The 12787-nt window shown below is 43.0% G+C and carries 12 protein-coding genes; all 12 read left to right on the top strand.

From position 1 onward, the window contains the following. Positions 1 to 2: 2 nt before the first annotated feature. The 12 genes from BQ9856_RS14940 (at position 3) to BQ9856_RS14885 (ending at position 12773) form a co-directional block, all read left to right on the top strand. The gene (locus BQ9856_RS14940; RefSeq protein ID WP_077611740.1) at positions 3 to 1691 is read left to right on the top strand and encodes a contractile injection system protein, VgrG/Pvc8 family; all 1689 of its coding nucleotides are present in this window, start codon (positions 3 to 5) and stop codon (positions 1689 to 1691) included. Further along, the gene (locus tag BQ9856_RS14935; RefSeq protein WP_077611739.1) at positions 1691 to 2980 is read left to right on the top strand and encodes a hypothetical protein; all 1290 of its coding nucleotides are present in this window, start codon (positions 1691 to 1693) and stop codon (positions 2978 to 2980) included. The genes BQ9856_RS14940 and BQ9856_RS14935 overlap by 1 nt, the downstream gene beginning before the upstream one ends. After that, positions 2977 to 3672, top strand: coding sequence for a hypothetical protein (locus BQ9856_RS14930; protein ID WP_077611738.1), 696 nt, complete (start codon positions 2977 to 2979; stop codon positions 3670 to 3672). The genes BQ9856_RS14935 and BQ9856_RS14930 overlap by 4 nt, the downstream gene beginning before the upstream one ends. 14 nt (positions 3673 to 3686) lie before the next feature. Continuing rightward, positions 3687 to 4463, top strand: a complete 777-nt coding sequence (locus BQ9856_RS14925) for a hypothetical protein (RefSeq protein ID WP_077611737.1) — start codon at positions 3687 to 3689, stop codon at positions 4461 to 4463. 15 nt (positions 4464 to 4478) lie between these two features. Further along, positions 4479 to 5141 carry a hypothetical protein gene (locus tag BQ9856_RS14920; RefSeq protein ID WP_077611736.1) on the top strand — a complete coding sequence of 221 codons (663 nt, stop codon included), beginning with the start codon at positions 4479 to 4481 and terminating at the stop codon, positions 5139 to 5141. Continuing rightward, positions 5116 to 6555, top strand: coding sequence for a contractile injection system protein, VgrG/Pvc8 family (locus BQ9856_RS14915; RefSeq protein ID WP_139348711.1), 1440 nt, complete (start codon positions 5116 to 5118; stop codon positions 6553 to 6555). The genes BQ9856_RS14920 and BQ9856_RS14915 overlap by 26 nt, the downstream gene beginning before the upstream one ends. Positions 6556 to 6566: 11 nt before the next feature. Then, on the top strand, positions 6567 to 7976 hold the full coding sequence (locus BQ9856_RS14910) for a contractile injection system protein, VgrG/Pvc8 family (protein WP_077611734.1): 1410 nt from the start codon (positions 6567 to 6569) through the stop codon (positions 7974 to 7976). Positions 7977 to 7985: 9 nt separating this feature from the next. Further along, positions 7986 to 8954 carry a pentapeptide repeat-containing protein gene (locus BQ9856_RS14905; protein ID WP_077611733.1) on the top strand — a complete coding sequence of 323 codons (969 nt, stop codon included), beginning with the start codon at positions 7986 to 7988 and terminating at the stop codon, positions 8952 to 8954. Continuing rightward, positions 8954 to 9487: a hypothetical protein gene (locus tag BQ9856_RS14900; protein ID WP_077611732.1), complete on the top strand. Its 534-nt coding sequence runs from the start codon at positions 8954 to 8956 to the stop codon at positions 9485 to 9487. Before BQ9856_RS14905 ends, BQ9856_RS14900 begins: the two co-directional genes overlap by 1 nt. Next, positions 9475 to 10899, top strand: a complete 1425-nt coding sequence (locus BQ9856_RS14895) for a DUF4280 domain-containing protein (RefSeq protein WP_077611731.1) — start codon at positions 9475 to 9477, stop codon at positions 10897 to 10899. Before BQ9856_RS14900 ends, BQ9856_RS14895 begins: the two co-directional genes overlap by 13 nt. Then, positions 10871 to 12025: a hypothetical protein gene (locus tag BQ9856_RS14890; protein ID WP_077611730.1), complete on the top strand. Its 1155-nt coding sequence runs from the start codon at positions 10871 to 10873 to the stop codon at positions 12023 to 12025. Before BQ9856_RS14895 ends, BQ9856_RS14890 begins: the two co-directional genes overlap by 29 nt. Before the next feature lie 109 nt (positions 12026 to 12134). After that, positions 12135 to 12773, top strand: coding sequence for a hypothetical protein (locus BQ9856_RS14885; protein WP_077611729.1), 639 nt, complete (start codon positions 12135 to 12137; stop codon positions 12771 to 12773). The last annotated feature ends 14 nt before the right edge of the window (positions 12774 to 12787 follow it).

Raw genomic sequence — 12787 nt, 5'->3', positions numbered from 1 at the left:
CTATGGACTATACATACAAAGAGTTTACAATATCACTGGAAATGGAATTGACCAATATTTATGATTTAATAATCATGGAAGAAATCAATCAGCATGCACATCTGACGTTAAATGGGATTTGTCAGGAAGAACGTTTTAACCAACTGGTATCACAATTAGACGAAAAGAAAAAGGTAATAGTTAAGGATCAAAACCAACATTTGATTTTTTGCGGACTGATCACCGATTTGCATTTGGAAGAAAGAATGCAGGTTTGTTATTTTTATCTGGAAGCGCTTACGGTTACCTACCATATGGATATGATAAAACGCAAAAGAGTATTTCAAAACCTGGATATGACATATCAGGAGGTTATCGGCACAATTCTAAAAGAATATCCAAATTCCTCATTTATAGATAAAGTGACAGAAAATAAAAAAATCCCTCACCTCTTAATTCAGTATGATGAAACGGACTGGGAGTTTATAAAAAGGCTTGCTTCTCACTTTCACGATGGGATTAATCCTGATCCTGCTGGCGAGACAATTCAATTTTCATTTGGCAGACCCCTTCATGAGGAAATCCATGAGATAAACAAACAACCGGAAACAATAAAAATTAACCTTTTAAAGAAGCAGGAAACAGATTGGATCAGTTCTTATTTAAAATATAAAATCGGTGATACGGTAAAAAATCAAAGTAGAACATGTTTTGTTAAATCCGTCAGTCTGGTTACGAATCGAGAAGATATTCAGTACAATATGCAGCTGATCTACAGCAAGGAAGCAGAATTTTCATATTTACCAAATTACCATATAGCCCATGCAAGGGAGTGGGCATCGATTATTGATATTGAGCGTAACAAACTAAAGCTTCATTTTTTAATGGAAGACATCACTGGTCAAAATATGCCATATTTTCCATTTGAAGCAGGAGAAAATAATGAGATAGGTTATTATATGTCTGAGGTAGGGGCAAAAGTTGAAGTTCATTTTCCTGATGAAGAAGAAGGGAATGGATTTGCAGCCTCTGCCATGAGGGAAGGCACTGTCCCACAAACTGACGATCCACCAATCAGGATTCAGTCTATGAGGAATGAGAATGGCAATGAACTTTGCATGGATATGCAAAGCGTCAGATTTTCAACGGGGAAAGAAAATGCAGCAGTTAAAATGACATCAGATGGTATTTTACGTTTGGATTCTGCCGGAACCCTGAAATTATCAGCTTCAGGGAATATAATAGCGGGGGAGGGTCTTAAGCGCCTGCAGATAAAAGCTGGTAATGGAATTCAATTGAAAGCCGGAAAAACCGGAAATAATGCAATCGAATTTGACGAGTCCGGAAATATTGAGTGCAGATGTACGGGCAAAGTATTGTATAAAAAAACAGGAAAAGGAGGGAACGCCGGAGCGGATTCAACCATAGAAGGAGGCAGCGGCGGAGCATCCGAAGTGAGAGATGTAACACTGGCATTGGCTGGGGTTGAATTTATCTCACAGTCTATGACAGGGAAACAGGATTATAGTGCGGCAGAAAAAGTAATGAGCCAGTTTGTAAAACCAAATACAACACCAGCAGAAAAAAGTGAATATCAGGATAACCAGAATCCAATAAAAGCAGGACTGTTTCAGAATAGTGATGCATTGTTCCATTCATTCTCATATGGAGAAAACAGGAATGGAAATAAGAGGCAGGAGGCGAAGAAGTGATGGATCAGATCGAAGAAATGAAGGCAATGATCCGGGAGGAAATCCGGTCAATCAGCAATTTAGAGGAACGGATCGTATTTAAAAATTTAATGGAGGGCGTATTTCTGGAGCTATATGAAACCAACGTCCGGATGTACCGGATGCTGGAGGAACGGGTGATGAACGATCTGGTATACGATATCAACCGTTATCTGATCCGGACCGGACTGATGGAGCGGACGTTTCTGGATCAATCCCATCATCTGATGTCTCCCATGTGTGAAGAAGATTTGGAGAATCCCTCCTATGAGATTTCCGATGTGAGGAAGAAGCTGAAGGAAGAGGGGAAATTCCGTCTGGCTACCGTATTCCTTGAGTGTGATGCCCTAAAGGTGGCGGAGGTATTAAAAAACCAGGAAGACTATACCGGAATATTGAAAGCAGGCGAAGAATATCCGGTAAGTATCCGGCTGGAACCAAGCGGGCGTTATCGGAAAGAAATGGAACATCTTTATCACCTGTTTATGAAAAACGGCATCCCGTGGAAAACCATCAATGCTCCCTATCTTTTTAAAATGGCAGACATCTGTATTACCAGCCTTCCGGACGAGGCAAAGGACGGGGAAACTGTGACAAATTTCGGAGCCGATTTTGGGGAGTACAACCGGTTTATCCATTACGACATGGTACCCATATGGAACATACGGCATTTAAAGCTGGAAAGTGTGGGGTTTCCTGTGGCCTGCGGTGACTATGAAAATTTTGAACATGTCATATCCATCCGGGATTATGGAACGGAACATGCTTACCTGGTAGAAGAAAAGGCAGGGATCCGGAATGTCCGCCAGAGCGGAGACAAGCTTTTGGTTACCGGTCAGGTTGCAAATGCAAAGAAATGGGATGTGTACATGATCCGGAGCGGCGTGGACCATAAGATCGACCGTTATACATATCCGGTCATGGAGAATTTAAGAAAAGACGGATTTGCGGAGCGTTTTCAGAGAAAAACAGGGCAGATGGTTAAAACAAAAGGAGAACTGGAACGGTTTATCCGCGGATTTGGCCTGGAGGATTATATTGAATACCAGGATTGTGCCCTGACAGAAAAAGGTCAGGAATCATTGGAAACCTACCCCATGAATTTTTTTATGGAAGATGAGATCCGGGACAGGGAAGGAAAAAAGCAGCTTACCGTATATTTTAAGCCAAAAGGAAAGGAAACATGGCTTTTAAGGGATCTGGCAAGCTTTATTACCTCAGAAGTACAGGAACTGTATCCCGAGTATGAATGCGGAGGCAGGCTTGTATGAACTATTTATGGGAATTAATGCTGCAATTAAAAAAGCAGGAAGTGCCGGAAAAGAGCATCCGGTTTCAGATGCCCCATGAATTCAGCACTTATATGGAATTATCGAGTCCCTATCTGAATCAAAAAGAGGTGGAAGAGGGGGCGGCCGTTGAAATCAATCCATATTATCGGTTTTACAACATTTTTAAGGATTTCTTCCAGCCGGATTTAAAGGAGTTTCCAAAGCTCAGGGAAAATCTTTTTCATTTGATTTTTCACCAGCTGATGCAGAATGATGCACTTTCCGGCATGACCAGGGAGGAATATCATAAAAAACTTCTTTACCGTGATTTCACGGAACACGCGTTTGGCACGCTGGCGAGTGAAGCCATAACTCTCTTTAACCGGGATGAAAGGGAAACCGTTTTAAGCGGTTTGCTTAAGCAGTATGAAACGGGAAGCTCCCTGGATCTGTTTAAGGATATGATGGAGGCGCTGATTCCCAATAACATTGTATACCACAGCAATCAGAATTCCTTTGAGATTCTGGTCTATATCGGTGTTAAGAAGGATAAGGTCATTGTGGAGAAAATGGATTTTTTAATTAAAATGTTTGTGGAACTGCCTTATCATGTGGATATTTATTATGAATACCATTTTGGAATTATGGGAATGGAAGAAACCATGTTAATGGATGAGATTATTTTGTGCTGATGGGAGGCGATGGGATGTTTCAGTATGATTATCCCCAATTTGAAAAGAAACGGCTTCTAAGGGTTGAGATGCTGGACAAACTGAGGGATTACCCGAAAAACTTTATTGATTTGTCATTTCAGGGATTTGGCGATGGGGTAGTAAGCGGATGCCAAATTACCTGGGATGACGGAAGGCTGACGATCTCTCCGGGCATGATTTACCGGAAGGGAAGCCTTTATTTTATGGAGCAGCCTTATGTGTTGGAATGCAAAGCAGAGGACAGAGTACGTTATTTAAAGGTGCAATTTCTGGCTGAGGTCAGAGAGGCAGGAAAGATCGTGGGAAACACAAGAATCCTTTTGGAGGATAAGAAACCGGATCCGGCGTGTGAGATTGAACTTTGCAGGTTCCGGCTTCAGGAAGGTGCCAGGCTCCGGGACAGTCATGAGAATCTTGAGGACTATTCCACGGAATATGATACCATAAATCTGGTTCACCAGCCCTATGCTGCGGCTGGAGGAAGCACGTTAAATCCGCAGATCGTCAGACAGTTTTCAAAGGAAATGATGCGAAGCCGGCCATCAGATCCCTTAGACGCAAGCTTTTCCATGACCGCACTGTCGAGCCATGGCCTTGTAACGGCTGACTGCCTCCGGGAATATCTTTCCGCCCGGCAGGGAGAGGATTATGAAAACAAAGGAAATGCAGGGATATACAGAGGACTTTTGGAAACTTTGAAAAATCAGAGAAACGGAGAAACTAGACGAGGCTTAAGCAGCCAGGGAAAGAGAAGCGTTATGCTGCTGTAGACAGGAGGGGAAAAGATGAATCTGGATGAAAAGATTGCACTTTTGGAACGTGCAAGGAGGCAAAAAGAAAAGGAAGAAAGGGAGCAGTCGGAGAGGGAAAAAGAAAAGGCACCGGAAAAGAAACTGACCTTAGAAGAAGCTCTCGATGGTATCATGGCGGGGAAAATGCGGCTTGAAAACGGAGAACTGTTTGAATTTGAGACGCGGGAATACTCGGGCGGTCATATTCCTCTTGTAGTTTTTAAAAGTTTTTACCAGGCATCTAAGGAGGATCAGGAAGGGATTATTTATGTCAATCATACCCATGAAGTAAGCCAGATCATATCCTGGCCCAGGGAACGCATAAAGCCCATGTCTTTAAACCAATGGGCCAACATGCTCGTTAACGGTATGGCAGCCAACCGGATGCACGCCAGAATCGTAAAGAAAAAGCAGCTGGATCACGTGGAGTATATCTGTTTCGACGTACCGACAGGAAAAGGCTGGCTATATAATATCGTATTTCGAATGAGAGGAAAGGAAGAGCAGCTTACAGGAAATTACAATTGCATGAAGGAGGAACAGGATACTTATGGAATCTTCCTGGAAGCTATGGTGGTGGCGCTTAACAACTGTCTGACTGACAGAGAAGGGGGTGGCTTAAGTGGAGAGCATGGAAAAGAAGGACGATCCGAATGACAATGGGGCAGTTACCTACAAAGACCTCTTTCTGGGGGCCATGGGGATCGCTTATTTCCGAAGGATCAGGATCAATGAAAAACCGGGAGAACATGCATCTTTGTATGTGGAAGCTGTTTTAGACAGTGAGATGGATGAAAATGATTTTCATGAAATCAGGGATAACGTTTCCCTGGTATACCGGAAAGACGGGAAGGATCACGTACTGTTCTACGGTGTGCTGGACAGGATCGCAATGGATAAGGATGGCGATGAACATGTGGTCATAATGGAAGCCTGGGATGGAACCCGTCAGATGGATGTGGAACGGAGAAAACGCATCTTTCAAAACCCTCAGATGGGAGTCCGCCAGCTGATCGGCCAGGTAATGAGTACTTATGCAGGTTCTGACTACATGATCCATATACCGGATACACCAATCGGTCAGCTGGTTGTCCAGTATGAGGAAACGGACTGGGAGTTTTTAAAGCGTTTTTTATCCAAATACAAGGAGAATCTTTATCCGGACCCTGCATTTCCTGATATCCGTTTTGAGGCTGGACTGTCTCCAAAGCCGGAAGACCGGGATTGGAACAGGCTTCCCTATAAGCTTTCCCAGGACTTTATACAGCTTGAGGCGATGAAGGAAAATGGGCTCGGAGAAGTGACAAAATCCCAAAATACAGTTTACGAGGTAGAAACCTACGACATTGCTTCCATTGGAAGCCAGATTATCTATAAAGGTACTTCCTGGTACATAGAATCGGCAGTGCGGAGACTGGAGGATGGACTGCTAAAAAACCGGTACCGTCTCAGACAGAAAGAGAGCCTGAAAATACTGCCATATTACAACGGGAAAATTACAGGGATTTCCATTGACGGCGTAATCGCTGCCGTAAAGAGAAATCAGGTGCAGGTGAATATGGATATAGAGGCGGGTAACGGAGAAAAATACTGGTTCCCCTTTTCTACCGTTGCGGCTTCCTCCGACGGAAGCGGTTGGTATTGTATGCCGGAGAACGGAGAGAGCGTCCGGGTTTATTTCCCGGTTGACGATGAAAAGGAAGCTTACGTGGTGACAAACGTTAAGGGACATGAGCCACAGGCGGGAAATTCATCAGATTCCATGGGAAATCCCAATCACAGAAACATCCAGACGGCTCAGGGAAACCAGGTGCAGATGACAGAAGAGGGGGTCCTAATTGCGGCAGGGAAGAGCCAGGGAAGCATTCTTCTAAAGAAAAATGGAGAAGTGATCCTGAACGCATTGAAAGATATCACGGTCCTGGCTGCAGAGAGTTTAAACATTACGGCTAAAAAAGACCTGACGATCAAATCACAGACTGCAATCCAGGTATCCTGCCAGTCAGGAGCTGATATTGAGGTAAAAAAGGGAACGGTGGGACTTCACGGAGATGAGATTCATGAGAATTAGGAGGCGGTTTTATGGCATATGCGGTGGAACAGATTGTTATAAATGGAATTCCGGTAAAGGATCTGACAGAGCTTAAAATAGACTGTTCGCCGGGTGGTCATGGGAATCTGTGGCTTAGCGGCTATCTCGCCGGAGAGAATGGAGAAGAGACATTGTTCCGGTTTTCGGAAAATGATTCCATAACCGTATGCGTAGGAGAGGGAAATCTTTTATTTTCCGGGATTTTAACAAAAGTAAGTGTGGCCGGAGCAGGGGAGACGGTTAAGATTTCGGCAGAGGTCAAGAGCAGAAGCATACTGATGGATCAAAAAAAGCGGTCCAGATCTTTCCAGGATGTGAACATGACTTACAGCCAGCTGTTTCAGACGATCCTGTCTGAATATCCGGGAAGTGACATCAAACTGTCCATACCGGACCGGCCATTGGGAGAAATTGCAGTCCAGTATAAGGAAACAGATTGGGAATTTCTAAAGCGAATGCTCTCCATGCTGAATGCTGTCCTTGCATGCCGTCCCGGGGCAGATTCCATAAAGCTGTACGGAGGAGTTCCGGAAATTCCCCAGGGAAAATGGGAATATGAAAAGACAGGATTCCGGAAAGAAATGGGAGAGTACAGCTATTGGCTTTTGCAGGGAGGAACGGTTCATGATAATGATTTCCTTATAATGGACATTGAGACCAACCATGTACCGGAATTTTTTGAGCAGATAGAGGATAAAGGACGGAAGTTTGTAATCCGCAGCTTTTCCTATGAACTGGTACGGGGGCTGATATATTGCCGATGCCAGCTTCAAAAGAAAGAGGGGATCCTTGCCAGAATGAAATATCCCATGCACCTGATTGGAGTGGCTCTTCAGGGAACCGTCCTGGAGGTGGCAGGAACCAGGATCAAGATTCATTTGGACATTGATCATGAGTCAGGAACCGAAGATGTGTACTGGTTTCCGTTCTCAACTCTGTCCGCATCAACCGATGGGAGCGGTTGGTATTATATGCCGGAAAAGGGGGACAACGTCCGGGTTTATTTTCCTTCGAAATACACAAAGGATGCCATTGCAGTCAGCGCAGTCAGCTCCTATGACGGAAAGAACGGTGGAGTGCCTGACCGAATGGGAAGTCCTTCTACAAAGTATTTGAGCAATCCTTACGGTCAGGAAATGAAGCTGGCGGAAGACGGCGTTTATCTTGCATGCAGCGGCGGTTCGGCCAGTGTAAAGATCGGAAAGGACGGGGATGTTACCCTTAATGCAAAAGGAACCATTAACATTGCGGCTGAAAATAATCTGGAAATAGCAGCAGAGGAAGCAGTTTCATTAAAGGCACTTGAGACTGCAGTAGTATCTTGTGTCAAGGGAGGTACGATACAGATGCCTGCCGATGGCAAGTTATATATCCAGGGAACTGAGGTAAAAGTGGATTAGGAGGTTTGCATGACAAGACAGGAAGCATTGGAGAAATGGAAAGAGGAAGAAAAAGACTATCTGGAAGAGAAAAAAAGGCAGTTTTTCATGGAACTGCAGGAAAAGGCAGAGGAAGTGTCAAACGTGATCAAACAGGCTTTTTCTTCTCTTAGGGAAGAGATAACCCGGGGAGAGAAAGAAAAAATCATGTTTTTCTATTTTTCACTTCTGCGGATTGACATATTGAAGAAAGAATATAACGTGCTGGCTCAGGCAATGGATGCCAGGTGGTATATGGATAGGTCGCCTGCAGAGGTGACGTTTTCCTTAGATTTTCTCTTTTCCATGCTCGATGAAATCAGGGAGCGTCTGGAACTGGACGAAAGGAAATATATGGGTAAGGTCGGCCGCCATGATATATCCAATTTTCTGCTGGAGACTGCCATGGAGTGGAATCAGATATTGGCAGGGCAGCTTCGGTTCCTATTCCGCGATATTGAAGAAAACCGGGATTTCGCCGACATTCCAAAACTTGATACCTGGGGGATCTACTGGGGGGAATACCGGGATGCAAGCGAGCTCATTGCCTGCGTGGACCGGGAGAAAAAAGAGCAGAAGGACTGGGACAGGGCACTTCGTCTGACCGGTGAGCAGGAGACTGCAATGGTTTCTAAATTTTGGTATCAGGCGGAATTAAGAGATTCGGACTGCAGGGGAAAGCTATTGCTTTTCAGCCAGTTTGAGAACTGCTCTCTGACAAATTTGCGTTTTACTGAGGCAGATTTATCCGGTGCACAGTTTAAAAACTGTACGATAAAGGCCTGCAGCTTCCAGAATGCGGTGATGCGACAGGCAGACTTCGTCAATTGCGTATGGGAAGACAATGATTTTAGTGGTGCAGACCTGTCCTATTCTATCTTTATGGAGAAGGATGTGCCTTTTCTTCACCTGGAGCCGGAACAGCTTCAGACAATTTTGATCGACAGGGGGGCAAAATAATGAGATTTTTTACGATGGAGCAGGACAAGTCCCTGCAGGATCAGATCCGTTTCCGTGACTTTGATATCTGCGGCCCCAGACATATCTTCTATAAGGAGGATGCAGAAAAACTGGCGGAATCAAACATGATGTATCTGACAGAGGACAGCGGGGAAACAGCGCCTGATTTCATACAGAGTCCGGTTTACTTAGTCTCGGATAAGGTAAAAAAAGTGCTGGATATGTATGAGGACGATATGATATTTAAGACAGTAACCGTTGCAAGTAAGGAACAGGAGACGATTATGGTTTACCACCACCTCCTACTGGAACGTCTGGACATGTTTTCCGGTCAGACGGAATTTTATTCCAACGGAAGTGTAAAGAGGCTGGTTCTGGACCCGAAAAAGGTTGGGGAACATAAGGTGTTCCTGCTGAATGATAAGAGATTTCCCAATCCGCTTGTTAGCTTAGAGGTAGTGGAAAGCCTGCTGCGCAGAAATGTGATCGGAGTTATATGGAAGGAAGTTGAGGTGGAAGCATGGCAGAATTGACGGATACTTACGTTGTTCACGGAGCGTGTTCGACTTGCAGCAAGGGGATGAGGGCAAGTCAGGTTGTGCTTCAGAAAACACATGGAGTTTTCTTAAGGGGACAGGCCCAGATGACCGTAAAGGACTGCAAAGGTGAAGATAACGTGATCTGCTTCGGAGGCTGTTACAGCATGGAAAATCCCAGTACGGCTGCTGAGGCGGAAAAGATTCAGAAGGCAGTAGAAGAAGCCTGCCCGGATACCTTTTTAGATAAGGTGATGGGTTTCTTCACCGGAGGGAAGAAGGAAAAGAAACAGGAAGCACCTGCGGAGGAAGGAGTGCCGCAGGTGGTGGGAGTCTGCACGCCTCATATCATAGCGCAGGAATGGGACCATGGACAGGATGGAGTGGAAACTGGTGGAAAACGCCCTATGATGGGCGGTGCTAAGTTGTACTGCATCTATGGGGGAGAAATCGAAATCGTTGAGTCAGGGCAGCCGGAGGCAGGGAGCGGAAAAACATCTGCTAATCAGGACGATTCTGATAATAATGATATGGCTTCGCAGCTTTTAACTGCAGCGGCAGGTTTGGGATTAGGGATTGCTAAGTTGGGAAAGGCGGGAATTGCTCTTGCATTGGAGAATATGGAGGCTTGTGTCAGGGGACGTATTCATCAATTGCTTCATTGGGATGAAAAAATTAAGGGAAACATACAAATGGGTTTTTCTGTTATTCCTAGTGATTCGATGAATTCAAAAGCTAAATTATTTCAAAATGAGGATCTGAAAGAGATGGATCAGATAATCGCTCAATATGAAAACAAAATTTATGTGAAGTATAAAGAGGAATTTGATAATTATAAAGTAATTCGAGATAAATATGAGAGGGGTGAGGAAATTTCACAAAAAGATATGGATAGGATTCATGAACTGTTTGCTAATACTAATATTATAAGCGATTTAGAAGAATTAGGTGAAGAATTAAGTTCTATGGAAGCTGTTACAGGTCATAAGAATGATTTGGTAAACTTTTTTAATATGGTGTACACCGACAACCCTATAGATTTAAAATCCAGAGGTTTCAGGTACCCAGGAACAACGATTTCATCTGGATTTTCCATTTGGGCAGCACCCTGGCCAAAAGAGGGAGGAGGATATTTTGAGCCGGATTATGCAGGAAACTGGCTGTATGGGTATGTAGGAGACGAATATTTCACAACACCGGTGGATGATGCAGTTTTAAAATATGGGGCAGGAGCAGCACAATTACTTTCAGACCTGATAAAAGATAAAGATAAAAAAGAGGCAGCAGCAAAATATTTACAAAGTGTTCTCACAGGGAATTATGGCGATAATACAAATGAGGGAACACAGTCTGATGCAGAAATGATACAGGAGGGGATTGATGCTCGTCGTAAAAAGAAAAACAGGTAAATTGTCAATTATTCTACTATGGTTTTCTGTTTTAATTACTCTGACAGGGTGCTTTGGAAATCCTCCGCCAGAGGTGCGTTTTAAATATTCAGAGGATGAGGGAAACGGATATGATATTTATGGCGGTTATGATGTTAGAGAGATGGCAGAGCAGGTAGATGGATATTGGGATTATTACAGGGAGAATGAAAAACAAAAGAAAAGGAGACTACTGCAAATTGATAGTTGGTCGGGGGAATGGATAAAGGCGGGAAAATATACCGTCGGTAAAGATATTCAAGAAGGGCTTTATCTAGGCAAAAATATAGATGATGGTTATACGCTTGATGTCACAGTAAATAGGAAGGACGAGAATAAAGAAGATCGTTGGCTTAGTTCTCTGTCATATTTTTTATTAAATGAAGGAGATATAGTTTCTATAGACGATGGTACTTTTATGACTCCGATAGATAAGTTTGACTTTTCGCTGCCCAGTCGTGACGGAATATATTATGAAGGCTCATACAAAGTTGGGGAAGAAATACCTGAGGGAGAGTATTTTGTACTTTCAATGGGAATATTAGAGGGAAGCAGCGCGATATCAAACGAGAGAGATGAATTAATTGGAGCAATCAGTCGTTTTGGATATGTGACTATTAGAGATGAATTAGCTGTAAATTTAGAGGGATGTATCTTAATTTCATTGGATCAAGAGCCAAAAATTTCTCCCATTCGGTACCAGGGAGAAGATGGGGAGAAAGGAAAGCTGGTTTTTGCCACAGGAATGTATAAGGTGGGAAAGGATTTGCCAGTTGGTACTTATAAAATGAAAAATGAGATCTATACAAGTATATCGGATTTATCTTACGAAGGATACCACGGAAATAAAACGGATTATTATGCTGGTTATTGGAATTTTTGTGGCCTCACGGTTAAAAATAAAAAACAGACAAAACAATTGGGATGGTCAGAGGTGGAATTAGATTCCTATATTGGAAGCAAAAAAAGGTATATCAAAATTACCGATCCGGAAGGTAAAATTAGCTATAAAGAGTTTGACGGGCTTCCGGAAGTTACATTTACAGAGAAGGATATTGGCAGTAATGTGAAAGTAACTCGCTGTGTTTTGATTCCGGAAACAAATTGAGGAATGATATAACTTTCGGTAATGGTCGGGAAGGAATCTATGCACATAGGAATCATCTTTTTAGTGGGGGACCTTATCTTAGAAATGAAACAATGGGGAAGCTTCTGACATGATAGAAAAAAATAAAAAAACATTTTATTTTCTATTAGTGTCTTGCATACTTTCACTCATGATTTTTATCATGTTCATATGGTGGGGAAGGAACGCACTGAATTATAATACAAAGAGCAATGGATTGCAAGATGTTATAGAAAATTTAAACAATTATTCGGATTTTTTTAAAGAGAATAGCACAAGTGTCAGCGTCGTATCCGAGGACGGGAGACAATATTTGAAAATTATATTTGATTCTGGCGCTGAAGCCTTATATGGAACAACGCTAATAAAGGTTTGTACTAACGTCAGTTGGAAGTACTACCCGGAATGTTATGAGGTGAATGTCGAAATCTACGATATTAGTGAGGATAAAAAAACAGCGCAGGTTTCCACGAGTTATGATGGCGGATATGGTACAAGAGTATGTTATTATCTCCCTGATTTTTATGATATTAAACCAGACTGGGGGGATTATTTGCAGGCAGATTTGGATGTAAAGAAAATTATATCAAAGGAAGAATTACAGAAAATGTACAGTGAAGCTATACATATGGAACAGAAAATTAATGAAGAATATATACGTCTTCATGACGGTCGGGAAACTAACAGGGGAAATGACAAAGATGAATTGATAAAACAAAAAGATAAGTGATATAGCTACCAAAT

Source organism: Clostridium sp. Marseille-P2415 (genome assembly GCF_900155545.1).
In the GTDB taxonomy this organism is placed as follows: Bacteria; Bacillota; Clostridia; order Lachnospirales; family Lachnospiraceae; genus Lacrimispora.
The sequence above is the reverse complement of the archived record's forward strand: the minus strand, read 5'-3'. Positions and strand labels throughout refer to the sequence as shown.